This is a genomic window from Solwaraspora sp. WMMD406 (genome assembly GCF_029626025.1).
Classification (GTDB): domain Bacteria; phylum Actinomycetota; class Actinomycetes; order Mycobacteriales; family Micromonosporaceae; genus Micromonospora_E.
Map to the genome: position 1 here is coordinate 2297496 of NZ_JARUBF010000001.1, position 18937 is coordinate 2316432.

12 protein-coding genes are annotated in these 18937 nt (G+C 69.8%); 7 read left to right on the forward strand and 5 right to left on the reverse strand.

What is annotated here, in order from left to right:
• Positions 1-141 precede the first annotated feature (141 nt).
• The 3 genes from O7632_RS10500 to O7632_RS10510 all read left to right on the forward strand — a co-directional run bounded on the left by O7632_RS10500 (position 142) and on the right by O7632_RS10510 (position 4044).
• Entirely contained in the window at positions 142-1566 is a 1425-nt protein-coding gene (locus tag O7632_RS10500) for a condensation domain-containing protein (RefSeq protein ID WP_278113561.1), read from the forward strand.
• 9 nt (positions 1567-1575) lie between these two features.
• Entirely contained in the window at positions 1576-2949 is a 1374-nt protein-coding gene (locus tag O7632_RS10505; RefSeq protein WP_278113563.1) for a condensation domain-containing protein, read from the forward strand.
• Positions 2950-3081: 132 nt separating this feature from the next.
• Positions 3082-4044 carry a winged helix-turn-helix domain-containing protein gene (locus tag O7632_RS10510; RefSeq protein ID WP_278113565.1) on the forward strand — a complete coding sequence of 321 codons (963 nt, stop codon included), beginning with the start codon at positions 3082-3084 and terminating at the stop codon, positions 4042-4044.
• Between the two features lie 130 nt (positions 4045-4174).
• Here O7632_RS10510 and O7632_RS10515 read toward each other — a convergent pair whose 3' ends face one another.
• The 5 genes from O7632_RS10515 to O7632_RS10535 form a co-directional block, all read right to left on the reverse strand.
• A complete protein-coding gene (locus O7632_RS10515) occupies positions 4175-7975 on the reverse strand; it encodes a S8 family serine peptidase (RefSeq protein ID WP_278113566.1) in 3801 nt (1266 codons plus the stop codon).
• A gap of 250 nt (positions 7976-8225) precedes the next feature.
• Entirely contained in the window at positions 8226-9407 is a 1182-nt protein-coding gene (gene mmsB, locus O7632_RS10520) for a multiple monosaccharide ABC transporter permease (protein ID WP_278113568.1), read from the reverse strand.
• A complete protein-coding gene (mmsA, locus tag O7632_RS10525) occupies positions 9404-10942 on the reverse strand; it encodes a multiple monosaccharide ABC transporter ATP-binding protein (protein WP_278113570.1) in 1539 nt (512 codons plus the stop codon). The genes mmsB and mmsA overlap by 4 nt, the downstream gene beginning before the upstream one ends.
• A gap of 7 nt (positions 10943-10949) precedes the next feature.
• On the reverse strand, positions 10950-12059 hold the full coding sequence (gene chvE, locus O7632_RS10530; protein WP_278119958.1) for a multiple monosaccharide ABC transporter substrate-binding protein: 1110 nt from the start codon (positions 12057-12059) through the stop codon (positions 10950-10952).
• A gap of 432 nt (positions 12060-12491) precedes the next feature.
• A complete protein-coding gene (locus O7632_RS10535) occupies positions 12492-13475 on the reverse strand; it encodes a LacI family DNA-binding transcriptional regulator (RefSeq protein WP_278119960.1) in 984 nt (327 codons plus the stop codon).
• Positions 13476-14168: 693 nt separating this feature from the next.
• On the opposite strand from O7632_RS10535, the gene O7632_RS10540 reads away from it, so the two are divergent.
• The 4 genes from O7632_RS10540 (at position 14169) to yjfF (ending at position 18931) form a co-directional block, all read left to right on the forward strand.
• Positions 14169-15113: an ABC transporter substrate-binding protein gene (locus O7632_RS10540; protein WP_278119961.1), complete on the forward strand. Its 945-nt coding sequence runs from the start codon at positions 14169-14171 to the stop codon at positions 15111-15113.
• Positions 15114-15234: 121 nt separating this feature from the next.
• Complete coding sequence (locus tag O7632_RS10545; protein WP_278113572.1) at positions 15235-16761, forward strand: sugar ABC transporter ATP-binding protein; 1527 nt, start codon at positions 15235-15237, stop codon at positions 16759-16761.
• A complete protein-coding gene (locus O7632_RS10550) occupies positions 16758-17903 on the forward strand; it encodes an ABC transporter permease (RefSeq protein WP_278113574.1) in 1146 nt (381 codons plus the stop codon). Before O7632_RS10545 ends, O7632_RS10550 begins: the two co-directional genes overlap by 4 nt.
• The gene (gene yjfF / locus O7632_RS10555; RefSeq protein WP_278113576.1) at positions 17900-18931 is read left to right on the forward strand and encodes a galactofuranose ABC transporter, permease protein YjfF; all 1032 of its coding nucleotides are present in this window, start codon (positions 17900-17902) and stop codon (positions 18929-18931) included. The genes O7632_RS10550 and yjfF overlap by 4 nt, the downstream gene beginning before the upstream one ends.
• The last annotated feature ends 6 nt before the right edge of the window (positions 18932-18937 follow it).

The following is an 18937-nucleotide window of genomic DNA, read 5'->3' on the forward strand; positions in this document are numbered from 1 at the left end:
TCACTCGGATTGCCTTCAATCTTCCTATCGATGAGTCACCAGGGTGCCGGTAGCCGTCTGGGCAGCGGAATCAACTTTTGGTGTGTTGTGGAACATACGAACGATCGATTCGATGCAAGTCGGTGCGTCGTATGGTCAGGAATGCGATTCGCGGACGCGGTAGTCCCCGCTGAGTGGGCGACGGGTGAGCTGGCCCATGCCGAGTTCCACGGTGGTCGGACCGAGACCGGGCCGATGACCTGGGCGCAGCAGGTCATGTGGCGGGCCGCCGCGTTGTCGAAGACTCAACACCTCTTCCTCAACCTGCGCCGGGTGCTGCCGGTGCCCCGGCGCGCCGTCGCCGACGTGTCCAGCGTGGTGCACGCGATCGGCCTGCTGGTCAGCCGGCATGGCGCCCTGCGTACCCGGGTGCGGGAGATCGACGCCGCGGCGTGTCAGGAGACCGCTGCCGCCGGTCAGCTTCCCGTTCTGCTGGTCGACGGTGCCGGCGACGGCAGTGGCGACGGCAGCGAGGCCGCCCGTGAGCTGATCCGGACGCTCGGCGACGCCGCGTTCGACCACGGTCGGGAGTGGCCGGTCCGGTTCGCCTTGGTGGTCGTCGACGGTCGGGTCCGGCAGATCGTCGTCGTCTTCAGCCACTCTACGGTGGATGCGTACGCGGTCGACGTGGTGCTCCGCGACCTGCGGCTGATCCTGCTGCGTGGCGAGCTTCGCACTCCGGCCGGTTGGCAGTCGATGGACGTGGCCCGCCAGCAACATGGTCCGGACCAGTGGCGGTCGCGGCGCGCGGTGCGGTACTGGACCCGGCAGTACGCCCGGCTGTCGGGCACGCCACTGGACGAAATCGGTCCGGAGCTAGCGCCTCGGCTGCGTCGCGGCGTGCTCGTCTCCTCTGCCGTCGCCATCTCGGCCCGGATGATCGCCGCCCGACACGGAGTCACCGTCTCCACCGTTCTGTTGGCCGCGACCACCGCGCTCGCCGCCGGACCGGCCGGTCGTGACCTTTGCGGATTGTTCAACATGTCACACAACCGCTTCCGACCGGAGTACGCCACTGCGGTCGCCAACCTCGGCCAGATCGGATTTTGTGTGCTCGACGTTTCCGACCGACCGAGTTTCTTCGCGTTGTTACCACGGATCTATCAGGTAGCGCTAGACGGCTATTTGCACGCCTACTACGACACCGCCGCGATGCGCCGTAGCTTCGAGGAAATCGGGCACGACTACGCTACGGCGTTTCTGCCCTACTACTATTTCAACGATGTACGGCTTCCCGGCGGCAATGCGCTGGACGACGCGGTGAACGTCCCCGAGAGCGCGGTGCGCGCCGCGACCGTAGGCAGCACGTTCCGCTGGACCGACGGACTGGACCGGTCCTCCTGGCACCTGCTCACCCACGTCGTCGACGAGCCGGACGCGGTCGGCCTCACCCTCAGCGTCGACACCCGGTTCCGGACGCCCGACACGGTCGAGCCGTTCCTGCGCGAGCTGGAGGCGTTGCTGGTCGAAGCCGCCTACCGCGACGTGCCCTGGCCCTGGCGGCCGCCGGCCGGCCACCGGAGCTGAGCCGCGTCCGTGATCAGTGCATCCTTCGCCGGGCACCGTACGGTCAGCGCGCCGTTGACCTGGGGCCAGCGGGCCATCTGGCGCAACCTGGACGAGTTCGCCAACCCGTACACCGTCCTCAACCTGCCGCGCACCCTGCGCGTGCCGGACCGCGCGGCGGCCGGGGTCGGCGACGTGAGTACGGCGATCGGTCGGCTGGTCGACCGGCACGAGTCGCTGCGGACCCGGTTTCACCCGGGTGACGGCACCCTGCGCCAGGTCGCCTCGGCCGGCGGGGAGCTGCCGGTACGGGTGCGGACCGTACCGGCGGCGGACAGTGATCCGGACGGCGCGCGGGCGGCGGGTGAACTCGCCGCCGAACTCGCCGCCGCGCCCTTCGACCACCAGGGCGAGTGGCCGCTGCGGGCCGGGCTGGTCGTGGTCGGCGAGCGGGTACGTCAGGTGGCGTTGGTGTTCAGTCACGCGGCGGCCGACTTCCACGCCGCCGAGATCGCGCTGCGCGACCTGCGGCTGCTGCTGTTGCGGGGGTCGGTGCCGACGCCGGCCGGCTGGCAGTCGGTCGACATCGCCGAGCACGAGCAGCACCACGAGGGCCCGCGCGCCCAGCGGGCGGCCACCTACTGGCTCGACCAGTACGCCCGGCTACCGGCGGAGATGTTCCCGCCGGTCGGCCCGGGGTCGGTTCCCCGCTACCGCGTCGGCCGGCTGGTATCCGGAGCCGTCGGCGTCGCCGCTCGGTCGCTCGCGGCGCGACATCGGGTGAGCACCGCGACCGTCCTGCTGGCGGCGATCGCCGCCGGGGTGAGTGCGCGCGGTGACCTGCCGGGCTGCGGGATGGTGATGATGTCCAGCAACCGGTTCCGGGATCGGTACCGTGCCGCCGTCGCCACGCTCAACCAGCTCGGGGTCTGCCACGTGGATCTGGCGGACCGGCCGCGCTTCGCCGAGGTGCTGATCCGCGCCTGGCACGCGTCGCTGGCCGGCTACCGTTACGCCTACTACGACCCGGCGGTGCTGATCGAGCGGTTCGCCGCACACGGGCACGATCTCTACACCGCGTTGGCGCCGTTCTGCTACCTCAACGACATTCGGCTGCCGTACGACCCGCAGTCGAGCCGGTCGGTCGAGCCGGTCGATCCGGCCGCCCTGCGGGCGCTGGCCGAGCGGAGCTCCTTCACGTGGGCTCCACCGCCGGACCGGTTCGCCTGGCGATGCCGGATCCAGGTGCTGGACGCCCCGAACGCGGCGGTGGAACTCGTGGTGACCGCGGACACCGTCCACCTGCCGGCGCCCGACGCGGAGCGGCTGCTGCGCGGGGTCGAAGCGACGCTCGTCGAAGCCGCCGGCGACGACGCCGCGCCGGGCTGGTGGCCCGTCGACTAGCCCGACGCCCCGCGCCGGAGGTGGGTGGCCGCCGACCAGCCCCGACGCCCGCCCTGTGACGGGTGCCCAGTCGGCTTGACGCCGGACACGGAAGCGCTCCACTATCGGGCGATCACGGAGGGGGCGAGGCGTGTGCTGAGCGCGTTCGGGCTGTCCGAAACGGCCGAACGGATCTATCTGGCGCTGGTCGACGGACCGTCGGGTAGCCTGCCGGAACTCGCCGAACGGCTCGCCGCCGATCCGGCCGACCTGGATCAGGCGGTGGTCGACCTGCAACACGCCGGTCTGGTCCGCCTCACCGACGGGCGGGTCGGTGCGGCACCGCCGGAGCTGGCTATCGACGCACTGCTCACGCAGCGGACGCGGCAACTGCAGGAAGCCCGGGTCAGCCTGCGGGAATGGCTGCGACAGCGGGCCGCCGGGCCGGCGGACCAAGGCGTACGGATGGTGGTCGGCGCGGCGGCGATCACCCAGACCTTCGACCAGTTCCTGCGCGGCGCGCAGGAAGAGGTGCTGGGTTTCGACCGCCCGCCGTACGCCACCGACTACTACGACAACCCGACCGAGCTGGAGCTGCTGGAGCGGGGGATCCGGTTTCGGGTGGTCTACGACCGGCGGGTGTTGGAGCGGCCGCACGCGGTCGAACAGATCGGTCGCTTCGTCGCCGCCGGTGAACAGGCCCGGGTCGCCACCGACGTACCCGGCAAGCTCGCCGTCGCAGACCGCCGGGTAGCGCTGCTGTCGTTTCCCGGCCGGGACGACTCGGCCGAACCATGGGCGCTGATGGTGCAGGGCGCCACCTGGGTCGATGTGCTGGTCGCCCTCTTCGCCGAGGTGTGGGACCGGGCCACGCCACTGCGGCTCGCCCCAGCCGGTGGTGTCCTCGACGACGCCGACCGCTGGACGGTGCCGACCGCGACCGACCGCCGGATCCTGTCCCTGCTGATGACCGGGCTGCCGGACAAGGCGGTGGCCAGCCAGCTCGGCATGTCCCTGCGTACCGTCCAGCGGCGGCTGCGCCAGCTGATGGACGTCACCGGCAGCGCCACCCGGATGCAGCTCGGCTGGTACGCCGCCCGCAACGACTGGCTGTGACCGGCGGTCGGCGCTGATCCCGCCGCCGGTGCGGCGGTTCGGAACAGCGATCTGCCCCGCCCCCGTCGTGTGGGGGCGGGGCAGATCCCGGGTAGGCGTGGATGACCTACGTCGTGTGGACGAGCCCTCGTCAGGTGACCGTGACGGTCACCGTGACCGGGACGGCCGGCATTTTCGGACTGTCATTGACGATCAGCAGGGTGGCCGTGTGCTTGCCGGGTGCCAGACCGGCGGTGTCGATGGTGAGATGGACCGTACCCTTGCCGCCGGCGGTGACCACACCGGACGGTTCGGCCACCGACAGCCAGGCGACGTCGCGGTAGGCCGGCAGGCTGGCATCCACGTGGTACGCCGTCGCTTGGTAGAACTGCGTCGCGGCCTGACCCAGCACCCAGAGATCGCCGTTGTCGTCCAGACTCAGGCCGGCCCCGCTGATCGGATCCGGGTCCGGGTCCGGGATCGAGCCGAGGATCTCGCAGCTGTCCGGATCCATCGCCCAGATCGCCTCGCCGGTGTGGTCGTTGTTGATGCCCCACAGCACGTCTTGCTCCTGGTTGAGGGCCAGCCCGCTCATCCACGGCACCGCCGGAGTGCACTGGCCGAGCACCGCTCCCGGCTCGTCGTGGCCGAAGCCGGCCAGCCGGCGGATCGCACCGTTACCGGCCAGGTAGAACGTGTCGTCGGAGCTACGGTAGGTCAGGCCGTAGTAGTAGCCACCCGCCCATTCGCCGGTCAGCGTCTCGCGTACCTCGAACGTGTCCGGGTCGAAGCAGACGATCGGCAGTTCACCGGTGAACGACAGGCTCGGCCCACACATCAGGTCCCGGTCGGCCAGGTACGTCAGATCCGACGGCCAGCCGGTCATCGGCTGCACGACTCCGCTCTCGCGCAGTTGCCCGTCGGTGCCGTACCGCATCATCTGACCCCAGAAGTAGCTGTTGGAAATGAGCAGCTCGCCGTCGCGGTAGCCAATTCCGTACGCCCGGTTCATGTCCGGCAGCGGAAACGTCGACAGCACCTTGCCCGGCACCGATTCCGGTGGCGTCGGCGAGTCGATCTCCCGTGCCGTCCAGTTCGCCGACACGCCGCCGTGATTGGTCAGGGTGACCGTCGGGGTACGCACCCCGCCGGCCCGCGCCGTCACCGAGACAGCGGCCTTGTTTCCGATCAGCAGCGGGGCGAGCAGCCCGATGTCGTACCGGTGCATCCGGCTGTCGCCGACCGGCACCAGCGCCGCCGGCCCGCCGTACCCGGTCATGCTGGCCGTCACCACGACCTCGCCGGCCGGGACCTGCAGCTGGTAGAAGCCGTCCGCGTCGGCCCGCGTGGTGAGCGGCGGCCCGGAGGAGGGGTGGACGGTCACGGTCGCCCCCGCCAACGGCTGCCGGTCGTTGTCGTCGCGGACGGTGCCGCGCAACAGCCCGTGACCGGGCACCCGGAACGTCACCGCGGTCGTCTCGTCGAGCACCGGTTCGTCCACCGAGTACGCCAGCGAGTCCCGGCCGTACGGACTCTGGATGCCGACGGTGGCCCCGCCACCGGTGCCCGCCGCGCTCGTCGGATCGAGGTTGCGGTGCCGCACAGTGACGGTGCCGTTCTCGCCGAGCACGACCTGGGCGTCGATCCGGGTGCCGGGGGAGTCCTTCACCCCGGCCCGCAGCCAGCTGATCACGAAACCCCGGTCCGGGTTGTCGCCGGTCCGTACGGTTCGCACCGTCGACCGGTGGTCCAGCACCAGGTCGTCGGCGAAGGCGAAGACCGCCGCGCTGGCATCCGTGTCGGCACCCGCACCCGCGCCGGCACCCGCGCCGGGGTCAGCGCCGAAGGTCAGGTAGCCGTCGGCGTGCACGGTGATCTCACTGTAGGTCTGCCCGTAGAAGGTGACCGGCCAGGGCAGCGGCACGGTCCGGCTGGCGGTGTCCCCGGTCAGGGCGAGCACGTTGCCGCCGGTCGTCCAGGCCGCTTCGGTGACGCCGACGGCGTACCCGTGCCGGTCGGTTTTGGCCTCCAGCGTGACGTCCAGGGTGCGCTCGCCGTCGACGGTGAGCCCGACCGTGCGTGGTGCCAGCCAGCGTCCGGCGTCGACCACGACGTCGTAGTCCGCCTCGGGCAGCATGCCGCTGTAGCGCCCGTCCGATGCGGTGACGAAACCGGGAAAGCTCTCCCCGGCCAGGGTGACCCGGGCCTGTGCGACCGGGTGTCCGTCCGGATCGACGACCGTGCCGGAGACCGGATGCCACGGTGCCGGCTCGGATATGTCCACAGTAGTGCTGACCTGGCCGTCGGCCGGTACGGTGATGGTCTGTCGCTGGGTGCGCTGGGCGAAGAAGCTCACCGTCAGCGGGTACTCACCGGCCGGCAGCCGACCGAGCCGCACGATGCCGTCGTCACCGGTGGCCGCTGCGGTCACCATCGCGTACGCGTCGAGATGACCCTCGCCGTACACGTTGTTCTTCTCCGGCGTACCGCCGCAGGTCAGGTCCGCCACGTCCGGCGCGGTCCGGGCCAGCAGTTCCCGGGTGGTGGCCACGTCCCGGCGCAGGTGCGGCACCGCCGACCAGGCCAGCGCCACCGCACCGGAGACGTGCGGGGCGGCCATCGACGTGCCGCTCGCGCTGCGGTACTGCCCACCCGGGTGGGCGGACCAGATATCCACGCCGGGCGCGGTGATGTCCGGTCGGACCGCGCCGTCCGGGCCGGGGCCACGGCTGGAGAAGTAGCCGATGGCACCGTCGCTGTCGACCGCGCCGACGCCGTACGCCGCCGCGCTGATCCCCGGATAGCCGGCGGTGTCGCAGCCGTTCTCGCCGCTGTTGCCGATCGAGAAGACCGGGAAGATGCCGGCGGCCAGCCAGGTGGCGACGATCTGGTCGTAGTAGGTCTCGGTACGGTCGTCGGTGCCCCACGAGTTGTTGATGATGTCCGGTGCCAGGTCCGGCCGGGGATTCTCGCCGTCCCGGTCGGTCGGCGCGACCATCCACTGGCCCGCCGCCAGCAGCGACGGGTCGGTGCAGTAGTCATACTCGCAGCCCTTGGCCGCGATCCAGGTGGCGGCCGGTGCCACCCCGGTCACGGTGCCGTTGCCGTCGTCGCCGAGGACGGTGCCGACGGTGTGCGTACCGTGGCCGTAGTTGTCGCACGGCACGCCGGGCGGGCAGATCCCGGTCGGATCGAACCAGTTGTAGGTGTGGTCGACCGTGCGGCCCGCCGCGCCCCGGTACTGCCGGGCCAGGGCCGGGTGGTCGTGCTGCACACCGCTGTCGATGCTGCCGACCACGACGCCCTCGCCCCGGCTGCCGTACTCCTGCCAGATCCGGTCGGCACCGATCTGGCTGAGGTTCCACGGCACCTCGCCCTGCCCGGTCCCGTCGCGGGTGCCGTCGCTGGCGGCGGCCACCGGATCGCCCAACGCGGTCCGGCCCACTGGGACGATCCGGGCCACCTCGGGGCGGGCGGCCAGCTCGGTGACCAGCGTCAGGTCGCCGGTCACCTCGATCACGTTGGCGATCCAGTACGGCGTGAACGTCGCGCCCCGCTCACGCAGCAGTTGGCGTAGCCCACGTTGGGTCTGCGCGGCGTGGGTGACCTTCTGTTCGTAGACCCAGGTGGTGCGCGCCACCCGACCGGCCCGGCCGCCGTCGCTGGCGCCGTCCGGCCCGCCCGCCCGCTGACTGGCCTGCTGTTCGACCCGGTCCAGTTCCCTGGTGTCGAGCGTGCCCGGGTCGGCCAGCTCGACGAAGAACGACACCTCGGCACCGCCGGTCACCGGCTGGAGCACCTGGGCGTCCACTTTGCGCAACGGATCGGCGGCGATCGTACCGGTGTAGTCGGTGTCGCCGCTGGGCCGGGCGCTGGCCGTGGTGGCCGGCCCAGCGAGCAGCAGGCTCAGGACCAGCGCTGCGCCGGACAGCCAGCGTCGCGATCTGGACATGTGGTTCTCCTCCTCGGACAGGCACCGTCGACGAAGGCGCCGCGCCGATTCTCGGCGGTCCGGGGCGGCTGCGGGCCGGTGCGCCGGTGGCGGAGGCTGGACATGGCGCAACTCCGCCACCTGCGTGAACACGGGACGCGTGGACGTTCAGGTGGGGGGTGTCGGCCGCAACTCGCGTGAAACGCACTCGTGACGGTGACCCGTCAGCGGTGCAGCGGGCGGGTCAGGGCCGGCGGACGGTGGTGGCCCGTCAGCGGGCGCTGGCCCCGGCCCGACGCTTGGTCCACACGTCGAAGGCCACCGCGGCGAGCAGCACCGCGCCCTTGACCAGCATGACGTTCTCGCTGGACGCGCCGATCAGCGACATGCCGTTGTTGATCACGCCCATGATCAGGCCCCCGGTGACCGCGCCGACGACCTTGCCGACCCCGCCCTGCACGGCGGCGCCGCCGATGAACGCGGCAGCGATCGCGTCCAGCTCGAAGGTGGTACCGGCGGTCGGCCCGGCCAGGTTGAGCCGGCCGGCGAAGATGATCCCGGCGACCGAGGCCAGCACGCCCATGTTGACGAAGATCCAGAAGACCACCGACCGGGCCTTCACCCCGGACAGCACAGCGGCCTGCAGGTTGCCGCCGATGGCGTAGATCTGCCGGCCGATGACGGCCCGCTTGGTCAGCAGCGAGTAGCCGAGCACCAGCAGCGCCAACAGCACCAGCACCCAGGGCAGGTTCTTGAACCGGGCCAGTTGCACGACGACGAAGAGCACCACCGCCGACGCACCGAGGATCTTCAGTAGGAACAGCGGCAACGGTTCGACCGGCTGGCCGTAGCCCAGTCGGGCGGCCCGCGCCCGCCACTGGCTGACCGCGATCCCGCCGACGGCGAACAGGCCGATCAACAGGCTGGTCAGGTCCGCGCCGCCGAGCGGACCGAGCCCGATGTTGCCCAGGTAGCCCTCGGTGAAGCCGTTGGCCAGGGTCCGGACCGGGTCCGGGAACGGCCCGATGCCCTGGTTGCCGAGCACCGTCAGGGTCAGTGCCCGGAACAGCAGCATGCCGGCGAGGGTGACGATGAACGCCGGGATGCCGAAGTACGCGATCCAGAAGCCCTGCCAGGCACCGATCGCGGCGCCGGCGATGACGGTGATCAGCAGCGCCAACGGCCAGGGCACGTCGTGCTCGACCATCAGTACGGCGGCGATCGCCCCGGTCACCCCGACGACCGAGCCGACCGACAGGTCGATGTGCCCGGCGATGATGATCAGGATCATCCCGATCGCCAGGATCAGGACGTACGAGTTCTGCACGATGATGTTCGAGATGTTCTGCGGCTGCAGCAGCGCGCCGTCGGTCAACACCGCGAACAGCGCGACGATCAGCCCGAACGCGATGTAGATGCCGCTCTCACGGATGTTGATGCGGGCGGCGTTCACCGGCCGGCCTCCTGTCCCTGCACCATGTGCTGCATGAGTCGTTCCTGGGTGGCGTCGGCCCGCTGGACCTCGCCGGTGATCCGGCCGGCCGACAGCGTGTAGATCCGGTCGCAGAGCCCGATCAGCTCAGGCAGCTCCGAGGAGATGACCAGGACCGCCGTACCGTTGTCGGCGATCCGGTTGATGATCGAGTAGATCTCGTACTTGGCACCGATGTCGATGCCCCGGGTCGGCTCGTCGAGGATCAGCACGTCCGGCTCGGTGAAGATCCACTTCGAGAGGACGACCTTCTGCTGATTGCCGCCGCTGAGCTTGCCGACGACGCTGGCCACACTCGGCGCCTTGATGTTCATGCTGGCGCGGAACTCCTGGGCCACCCGGTGCTCCGCGCCCTCGTCGACCCAGCCGCGCCGGGCCAGCCGGCTCAGCCCGGCCGCCGAGACGTTGCGCTGGATGTCCTCGATCAGGTTCAGGCCGTACCGCTTGCGGTCCTCGGTGGCGTACGCCAGGCCGTGGTCGATCGCCTCGCGGACCGTGCGCAGTTCGACCGGCCGGCCGTCCTTGACGAGCCGGCCGCTGATGTCCCGGCCGTACGCCCGCCCGAAGACGCTCATCGCCAGTTCGGTCCGCCCGGCACCCATCAGCCCGGCGAGGCCGACGATCTCTCCGCGACGCAGGGTCAGGTTGGCCCGGTCGATCACCACCCGGTCGCGGTCGGGGGAGTGCACCGTCCAGTCCTCGATCCGCAGTGCCTCGGCGCCGATCGTCGGGGTCCGGGGCGGGAACCGGTGCTCCATCGACCGGCCGACCATGCCGGAGATCAGCCGGTCCTCGGTGACCTCGTCGTCGGCCACGTCGAGGGTCTCGATCAGCTCACCGTCGCGCAGGATGCTGATCGTGTCGGCGACGGCGAGGATCTCGTCGAGCTTGTGCGAGATGATCACGCAGGTGATGCCGGTGTCGCGCAGCCCGCGCAGCAGGTCCAACAGGTGCGCGGAGTCCTCGTCGTTGAGTGCCGCCGTCGGCTCGTCCAGGATCAGCAGCTTGACCTGCTTGGACAGTGCCTTGGCGATCTCGACGAGCTGCTGTTTGCCGACGCCGATCTCGGACACGACGGTGGTCGGGTTCTCGGTCAGCCCCACCATGGCCAGCAGCCGGGCCGCCTGGTGGTTGGTGTGGTTCCAGTCGATCAGCCCGCGCCGGGTCTGCTCGTTGCCGAGGAAGATGTTCTCGGCGATGGTCAGCTGCGGGCACAGCGCCAGTTCCTGGTGGATGATGACGATGCCCCGGTGCTCGCTGTCGCGGATGCCGGCGAAGTGGCACGGCCGGCCGTCGAAGGTGACCTCTCCGGCGTACGACCCGTGCGGGTAGACGCCGGAGAGCACCTTCATCAGGGTCGACTTGCCGGCGCCGTTCTCGCCGCAGATGGCATGGATCTCGCCCCGGCGTACGCTCAGGTGCACGTCGTGCAGCGCCCGTACGCCGGGGAAGGTCTTGGTGATTCCCCGCATCCGCAGGATGGCGTCGGCGGTCATCGTCGGCTCAGCCCAGCTGATCCGCGGAGTAGTAGCCGCTCTCGATCAGCACCTCGTAGTTGCTCTTGTCGACGATCACCGGTTCGAGCAGGTAGGACGGGACGACCTTCTCCCCGTTGTCGTAGTCGGTGGTGTTGTTGACCTCCGGTTCGTCACCGCTGAGCAGCGCGTGCGCCATCTCGACGGTCTTCTGAGCCAGCTCCCGGGTGTCCTTGAAGATCGTCGAGTACTGCTCGTCGGCCAGGATCGACTTGACCGAGCCCAGCTCGGCATCCTGCCCGGTCACCACCGGGTACGGCTGACCGGCGGTGCCGTACCCGTTGCTCTTGAGCGCGGACAGGATGCCGATGGAGAGTCCGTCGTACGGCGACAGCACCCCGTCGACGGTGACGCCGCCCTGGTAGGTCCGGGTGAGCACGTTCTCCATCCGCTGCTGCGCGGTGGCCGGGTCCCAGCGCAGGATCGCGACGGTGTCGAAATCGGTCTGGCCGCTGCGGACCACCAGCGCGCCGGAGTCGATGTGCGGCTGCAGCACCGACATCGCGCCGTCGAAGAAGAAGGTGGCGTTGTTGTCGTCCGGGGATCCGGCGAACAGTTCGATGTTGAACGGCCCGGCGGCGTCGCCTTCGGAGCCGTCTTCGTTGAGCATGCCGAGCCCGACCAGCAGCGACGTGGCCTGCTGGACGCCGACCTTGAAGTTGTCGAAGGTGGCGTAGTAGTCCACGTTGGGGCTGTTGCGGATCAGCCGGTCGTAGGCGATGACCGGGATGCCCTGGTCGGCGGCCTGCTGCAGCTGGGTGGTGAGTGCGGTGCCGTCGATCGAGGCGACGATCAGCAGCCGGGCGCCCCGGGTGATCTGGTTCTCGATCTGGTTGGCCTGGGTGGGGATGTCGTTCTCGGCGTACTGCAGGTCGACCTCGTAGCCGAGTTCCTCCAGGGCGGCCTTCACGTTGTCGCCGTCGCTGATCCAGCGCTCGGAGACCCGGGTCGGCATGGTGACACCGACCAGGGCGCCGGTGTTGTCGCCGCTGGTGCCCTGCTGGTCGATGGTCTTCTCGCTGGATCCGCAGGCGGTCAGCGCGGCGGCCAGCAGGCCGGCCGCGCCGATGACGGCCATGCGTCGGGTCACGGTGATGGGACGCGGTTCCACGAGCGTCTCCCTTCGGGTGGGGTGCTCCGCGAACGGTCGTCGCGGGCGGGAGGTGCCGGGTCGTCGACCGCGGCCGAAGGCGCCGACCGTGGCCGAGATCCGTGACGACGGTGTGGCGGGAACGTCATCCACGGTGGAGCGTGATGCCTGGTCGATGGCTACGTGAGTCAGCAGTGTTATCGCTAACAAGATCGCTGTCAAGAGCCACGCAAGGTCGACGAAACCACTGCGAAACGTCCGAGGTGGGGCCGGGCCCGCCCCGGCATGGTCCGGACGGCGGGCGCGGTGAGCCGCCCGACCGCAGCTCAGCGGTACCGGCACCCAAGCAAACGTCTGCTGTGGATCGGCCGGCCGTCGGGATCGGCCGTCGGGATCGGCCGTCGGGATCGGCCGGCCGGGTCAGCCCGGCGGGGCGACGCTGTCGCGGCGTACCAGGGTCGGATCGATGGTGTGCCGTTCGTCGCTGCGCGCGCCGGACTCGATCTGGCGCAGCAGCAGCGCGAGACTGGCCTTGGCCACCGCGTCGAAGTCGGGACGGACGGTCGTCAGCGGGGGAGTGAAGTAGGCCGCCTCGGGTACGTCGTCGAAGCCGACGATGCTGACCTCGTCGGGCACCCGACGACCTCGTTCGCTCAACGCCCGCAGAATGCCCAGGGCGAGGTGGTCGTTGGCGGCGAAGACCGCGGTGACGTCGCGCATCCGCGCCAGCATCTGTCCGGCCCGGTAGCCCGACGCCGCGCTCCAGTCGGCGGGGACCACCGGCGGCACCTCCGCACCGGCCTCCCGCAGGGTACGTTCCCAGCCGCTGATCCGTCCCGCGCTGTCGAACCAGTCGGCGGGTCCGGACACGTGCCACACGGTCGAGTGGCCGGCGTCGAGCAGGCACCGGGTGGCCGCCCGGGCGCCAGCGGCCTGGTCGACGGTCACCAGCGCGGTGGTCCGTTCGGGATCACCGTCGATCGTCACCAGCGGGACCCCGGCCGGCACCTGCTCCACGGCTTCGCCGGCGGACACCACCGGTGCGATCACCACGAGGCCGGCGACCCGCTGGTCGAGGTGCCGATCCACCACGCCGGCGATGGACTGCCGGTCCAGGCTGCGGACGCTACCGACGTTGACGGCGAAACCGGCGGCGCCGGCCGCCTGTTCGAAAGCGGCCAGCAGCGACGCCGGGCCGTAGAGGGTGGAGTTCTGGGCGACCACGCCGATCACCTGGGACCTACCGGTCACCAGTGCGCGAGCGGCGCGATTCGGTCGGTAGCCCAGCTCCGCGATCGCCGCTCGGACCCGTAACCGGGTCTGCTCCCGGACGTTCGGGTGGTCGTTGAGCACCCGGGAGACCGTCTGGTGACTCACCCCGGCCAATCGGGCCACATCCGTCATCGCCGGTTCCCGGACGCTTCTGCTGTTCACTGTCGCCACCTCACGTCCGGCCGGGTCGTGCCGGCACTGCCAATCTGGAAGACCCGGCGTCGGTGCCGGGTCCCGGGGCTGGATTGGTCGTTCGGTGGCCTGGGCGCGTTCGGGTGCACGCGCCGACTGCGCCCGTCCGCGCGTCAGCTCCGTTACCAGGAGGTTAGCGGTCACCTGCCGCCAGACGCCATCGCGCCCGCCGGGGCGGCGTCCTGTCTCGATCACAAGGTTTGCCCGTGCCGGGTTCGGTGCCGGCCATCGAGCGGATATCCTGACTTGCGACAACTGTCTATGTTATCGCTCATCTGGAGGATCCGTGTATCAGCCGGGGGTCGGGGCGTTCCGCGCAACGGACCGGTAACGGCCGTGATTCAACCCCTTGACGGGCACGATGAGAACGGTAACACTCCTGAAACGTGGTGGCTAGCTCACAGCTGCCAGCGGTCTCGCTCCCAGTCTGGCCACCTGGGGAGGGGTCGGAAGGTTCGAAAGCCCGATGTGTCGAGGGATGTTCGGCAAACTCAGAAGTTAACGCTAACAATCGGTCTTCCCGATCCCCGTGGATCGTTCGACCGCCGGCCGTCCGGCCAACCGGCGGATGGCATCAGCCTCAGCGGGAGGTAGGCAGTGCTCAGACGTTTTTCCGCCGTCGTGATCGCGGCGATGATGGTGGCGACCGCCGCCGCGTGTGGCGACTCTGGTGGCAGTGAAGGCAGCGGGAGCGGAGACGACTCCATCGTCCTCGGCTTCTCACAGGTCGGCGCCGAGAGCGGCTGGCGCACGGCGAACACCAAGTCGATCCAGGAGTCCGCCGAGGAGGCCGGGATCGAGCTGAAGTTCGCCGACGCGCAGCAGAAGCAGGAAAACCAGATCAAGGCGATCCGCAACTACATCGCCCAGCGGGTCGACGTCATCGCGTTCTCGCCGGTGGTGGAGTCCGGCTGGGACACGGTGCTCAAGGAGGCCAAGGACGCCGAGATCCCGGTGATCCTCACCGACCGGGCCGTCGACTCGGCCGACGACACCCTCTACGAGACCTTCATCGGCTCCGACTTCGTCCAGGAGGGCCGGCTCTCCGGTGAGTGGCTGGTCGAGGAGTTCGCCGACGCTCCCGGGCCGGTCAAGATCGTCGAGCTGGAGGGCACCACCGGTTCGGCTCCGGCCAACGACCGCAAGCAGGGCTTTGGTGAGGCGATCGCCGCCGACCCGAAGTTCGAGATCATCGCCTCGCAGACCGGCGAGTTCACCCGGGCCAAGGGCAAGGAGGTCATGGAGGCCTTCCTGCAGGCGCACAACGACATCGACGTGCTCTTCGCGCACAACGACGACATGGGCCTCGGCGCCATCGAGGCGATCGAAGCCGCCGGTCTGGTGCCGGGCCAGGACATCACGATCATCACGATCGACGCGGTCCGGGACGGCATGCAGGCCCTTGCCGACGGCAAGATCAACTTCATCGCCGAGTGCAGCCCGCTGCTCGGGCCACAGCTGATGGAGCTGGTCGAGCAGGTGCACGCCGGTGAGACGGTGCCCAAGCGGGTGGTCACCGAGGAGACCACCTTCACCCAGGAGCAGGCGAAGGAAGCCCTGCCCACCCGGGAGTACTGATCCCCACCCGTGGCCCTGCCCGGCATCCGATGCCAGGCAGGGCCACGGGGTCGGTGCCCCGCACACCGGCACCCCCGAGCTGGCGCCGGGCCGGCGGCAGCCACAGCAGTGAGAGGTACGGATGACCGACGTGGTGCCGATCCTGGAGATGACCGGAATCGGCAAGACCTTTCCCGGCGTCGTCGCCCTCGACGACGTCGATTTCAGGATGTTTCCCGGCGAAGTCCACGCCCTGATGGGCGAGAACGGCGCGGGCAAGTCGACCTTGATCAAAGTGCTGACCGGGGTGTACGGGATCGACCGTGGCGAGATCGTCCTCGCCGGCCGACCGGTCCGCTTCAGCGGACCACTCCAGGCGCAACACGCCGGTGTCAGCACCGTCTACCAGGAAGTCAACCTCTGCCCCAACCTGTCGGTGGCGGAGAACATCTTCATCGGCCGCGAACCCCGCCGACTCGGTTCGATCCACTGGTCCGCCATGCGTCGGCGCTCCGCCGAACTGCTGCGTCGACTGCGTCTCGACATCGACGTGACCGCGCCTCTGGTCAGCTACTCGCTCGCCGTACAACAGATGGTCGCCATCGCCCGCGCGGTCGACATCTCGGCCAAGGTCCTCATCCTCGACGAGCCGACGTCGAGCCTGGACGCCTCCGAGGTCGCGCAGCTGTTCGCGGTCATCCGCACGCTCAAGGAGTCGGGGGTGGCGATCCTGTTCGTGTCGCACTTCCTCGACCAGGTCTACGACATCGCCGACCGGATGACGGTGCTGCGCAACGGCCGGCTGGTCGGCGAGTGGCCGGTCGCCGAGCTGAGCCAGCTGGAGCTGGTCGCCAAGATGATCGGCAAGGAACTCAGCGTGCTGGAACAGCTCCACGGCAAGGCCGGATCAGACCTGGACGCCCTCGAACGTGGCCAGCCGGTGCTGGAAGCCGCCGAACTCGGTCGATCCGGGGCGATCGCCCCGTTCAACCTCACGATCCACGCCGGGGAGGTGGTCGGCTTCGCAGGCCTGCTGGGCTCCGGCCGCACCGAGGCCGCCCGGCTGCTGTTCGGCGCCGACCGCGCCGACAAGGGGCGGATCTCCGTCGGGGGCAAGCCCGTGGCGATGCGGGGACCGCGCGCCGGGATGGCCAACGGGATCGCGTTCTGCTCCGAGAACCGTCGGGCCGAAGGCGTCATCGAGGAACTGTCGGTCCGGGAAAACCTGATCCTCGCGCTGCAGGCGGCGCGGGGCTGGGCCCGGCCCGTCCCTCGGCGCAAACAGGACGAACTGGTGGCCAAGTACATCGCCGCTCTGCAGATCCGCCCCGCCGATCCCGACCTGCCGATCCGCACCCTGTCCGGCGGCAACCAGCAGAAGGTCCTGCTGGCCCGCTGGCTGATCACCGAACCGAGGCTGCTGATCGTCGACGAGCCGACCCGCGGTATCGACGTCGGCGCCAAGGCGGAGATCCAGCGCCTGGTGGTCGAGCTGGCCGGCGGCGGCATGGCGGTGCTGTTCATCAGCGCCGAGCTGGAGGAGGTGCTTCGGCTCAGTCACAAGATCGCGGTGCTGCGGGACCGGCGGATGATCGACCAACTCGCCAACGGCGCGGACGTCGACACCGACCGGATCATGCGCACCATCGCCGGAGGGGTGGCGGCATGACCAGCGTCCGTCAGCTGACCGGGCTCACCCGCCAGCGACTGTTCTGGCCGGTGCTGATCCTGGTGGTGCTGCTGACCAGCAACCTCTTCTTCTCGCCCGGCTTCTTCTCGATCACCATGCGGGACGGGCACCTGTACGGCTCCCTGATCGACATCCTGCGGGCCAGTACCCCGCTGATCCTGGTCGCCGTCGGCATGACCGTGGTCATCGCCACCGGCGGCATCGACCTGTCCGTCGGCTCGGTGATGGCCATCTCCGGCGCGGTCGCCTGCCTGCACATCAGCGAGCTGACCGACCAGAACAGCGTCGCCGGGGTGCTGCTCGCGGTGGCCATGGCACTGGGCCTGTCACTGCTGCTCGGCCTCTGGAACGGCGCGCTCGTCTCGCTGATCGGCATCCAGCCGATCATCGCCACGTTGATCCTGATGGTGGCCGGACGGGGACTGGCCCAGTTGATCACCGACGGGCAGATCATCAACGTCAACTCCGCGCCGTACAAGGTGATCGGCGCCGGCTACGCGCTCACCCTGCCGGTGTCGGTGCTCATCGTGGCCGGTGTGGTGACCGCCGCCGCGCTGCTCATCCGGCGCAGCGCGCTGGGCATGCTGGTGGAGTCCGTCGGCGGCAACCCGACCGCCAGCCGGCTGGCCGGCATCCGCGCCCGGCAGCTGGTCATCCTGGCGTACGTCTTCGCCGGTCTCTGCGCCGGCATCGCCGGCCTGATCTTCAGCTCCAACGTCTCCAGCGCCGACGGCAACAACGCCGGCAACCTGATCGAACTCGACGCGATCCTCGCCGTCGTGATCGGCGGCACCGCGCTCACCGGCGGCCGGTTCTCCCTCGCCGGCAGCGTCCTCGGCGCGGTGATCATCAAGGCGCTCGACATCACCATCTACACCATCGGCATCCCCAGCCAGGCCAACCTGCTGTTCAAGGCGCTCGTGGTGATCGTGCTCTGCCTGGCCCAATCGCCGGCCTTCCGGGCCCGACTGACCGGCCTCGGCCGCGGCCCCGGCGGCCCCGGCGGTCCGCCCCGACCGCCCGGATCCCCGCCCGACCAGCGACACGGCGGTACGACCGGCGAGGAACCACCACACCAGAGCGAACCGGCGGGACAGGAAGCGGCGGAGGCACGGGCATGATCGACGTCAGCGACCCCCGGCAGCAGACCGCCACCGCCACGGCGGCGGTGAGCACCGGCGCCCGGACCCGCCGTTACCTGCCGCAGCAACGGCACCTGCCGGTGATGGCCACGCTCACCCTGCTCGCCACCATGTACGGGCTCGGCGCGCTCAACTACACCGGGTTCTCCCAGCCGCAGATCCTGCTGAACATCCTCGTCGACAACGCGTTCCTGCTGGTCGTCGCTGTCGGCATGACCTTCGTCATCCTCACCGGCGGGATCGACCTGTCGGTCGGCGCGGTGGTCGCCCTGACCACGGTCTGTGCCGCCGTGCTGCTGCGGGAAGGCTGGCCGGCCGCGGTCGTGCTACCGCTCGTACTGTTGATCGGCACCACGATCGGGCTGCTGATGGGCCTGATCATCCACTTCTTCGACATCCAGCCGTTCATCGCCACCCTCGCCGGGATGTTCTTCGCCCGGGGCCTGTGCCACCTGATCACCCGGGACTCGATCACCATCACCGACGGGTTCTGGACCACCGCCGCCCAGCACCGGATCCGCTTCGGCGACGGCTACTTCATCTCAATCAGCGTGGTCGTCGCGCTCGTCGTCGTGCTGATCGCGGCGTACGTGCTGGCCTACACGCCGTTCGGCCGCAAGGTGTACGCCATCGGCGGCAACCCCCAGTCGGCGCTGCTGATGGGTCTGCCGGTCGGCCGGACCAGGATCGCCGTCTACACCATCAGCGGCTTCTGCGCCGCGCTCGGCGGGGTGCTGCTCAGCTTCTACATGCTCTCCGGCTACAGCCTGCACGCCCAGGGCATGGAACTGGACGCGATCGCCGCGGTGGTGATCGGCGGCACGCTGCTGACCGGCGGATCGGGCTACCTGCTCGGCACCGTGCTCGGTGTCGGGGTCCTCGGTCTCATCCAGACGATCATCGCCTTCCAGGGCACGCTGAGTTCCTGGTGGACCAAGATCGTCATCGGAGCGCTGTTGTTCGCCTTCATCATCCTGCAACGCCTGGTAACGCGGCGGCGCGGATGACCCACC

Excerpts from the sequence above, each read along its gene's own strand:
- O7632_RS10535 (WP_278119960.1), bottom strand. The coding sequence starts at position 13,475 with ATGACGGATGTGGCCCGATTGGCCGGGGTGAGTCACCAGACGGTCTCC.
- mmsA (WP_278113570.1), bottom strand. The coding sequence starts at position 10,942 with ATGACCGCCGACGCCATCCTGCGGATGCGGGGAATCACCAAGACCTTC.
- O7632_RS10500 (WP_278113561.1), top strand. The coding sequence starts at position 142 with ATGCGATTCGCGGACGCGGTAGTCCCCGCTGAGTGGGCGACGGGTGAG.
- O7632_RS10550 (WP_278113574.1), top strand. The coding sequence starts at position 16,758 with ATGACCAGCGTCCGTCAGCTGACCGGGCTCACCCGCCAGCGACTGTTC.
- yjfF (WP_278113576.1), top strand. The coding sequence starts at position 17,900 with ATGATCGACGTCAGCGACCCCCGGCAGCAGACCGCCACCGCCACGGCG.
- O7632_RS10545 (WP_278113572.1), top strand. The coding sequence starts at position 15,235 with ATGACCGACGTGGTGCCGATCCTGGAGATGACCGGAATCGGCAAGACC.
- O7632_RS10515 (WP_278113566.1), bottom strand. The coding sequence starts at position 7,975 with ATGTCCAGATCGCGACGCTGGCTGTCCGGCGCAGCGCTGGTCCTGAGC.
- O7632_RS10540 (WP_278119961.1), top strand. The coding sequence starts at position 14,169 with ATGATGGTGGCGACCGCCGCCGCGTGTGGCGACTCTGGTGGCAGTGAA.
- chvE (WP_278119958.1), bottom strand. The coding sequence starts at position 12,059 with ATGGCCGTCATCGGCGCGGCCGGCCTGCTGGCCGCCGCGCTGACCGCC.